We start from the raw sequence: 550 nt of genomic DNA on the forward strand, positions 1-550 counted from the left end.
GGCACTGGCCGGCGACTTCGTGGGCGGGGAGAGCGTGCATGGGTGGGCACCTGCGCCAAAAGGCTGCCGACGGGTGCCGGCAGCCGGGGCTATCACACCACGGCGAAGTAGTGTTTGACGAAACTTTCGCTGACCACTTCCCACAGCACCGGGGTGCCCTTGGTCACGAACCAGCTGTCACCGGCCTTGTAGCGGGTCCTCTGGCCGGTGGACTCGTCGGTGAGCACCACTTCGCCGGTGACCACGGTGGCTTGTTCGGCAAACGGGTAGACCATGCGGAACTTGCCCTGGGTGGTGCCGAAATAGGCGCTGCTGACCGGGTCGGTGGGGGCACCGAAAGTCATTTTGCCGAAGGCCCGGACTTCGCCTTCGAGGATGGTGGAGCCGAGGTCGGCGACGGTGCCCCAGGCGTCGAGTTCGGATAGCTGGATGTCTTTCTTGAGGGTAACGAGGGTCATGGCAGTTGCTCCTGATGAGAAAAAATAGGCGGCAATGTGGGCGCTGGCGTCCTGGATGAGCGCGGCGCCCGCGGGTTTTTCGCGAGCAAGCT

The 550-nt window shown here is 64.0% G+C and carries 1 protein-coding gene; it reads right to left on the reverse strand.

The features are described from left to right. Positions 1-92: 92 nt before the first annotated feature. Positions 93-458: a cupin domain-containing protein gene (locus tag HX786_RS31495; RefSeq protein WP_087694950.1), complete on the reverse strand. Its 366-nt coding sequence runs from the start codon at positions 456-458 to the stop codon at positions 93-95. Positions 459-550: the final 92 nt, after the last annotated feature.

Source organism: Pseudomonas sp. 21615526 (genome assembly GCF_013386245.1).
Lineage (GTDB): Bacteria > Pseudomonadota > Gammaproteobacteria > Pseudomonadales > Pseudomonadaceae > Aquipseudomonas.

What these genes read in the sequence shown, in the direction of transcription:
- HX786_RS31495 (WP_087694950.1), bottom strand. Translation starts at nt 458, where the DNA reads ATGACCCTCGTTACCCTCAAGAAAGACATCCAGCTATCCGAACTCGAC.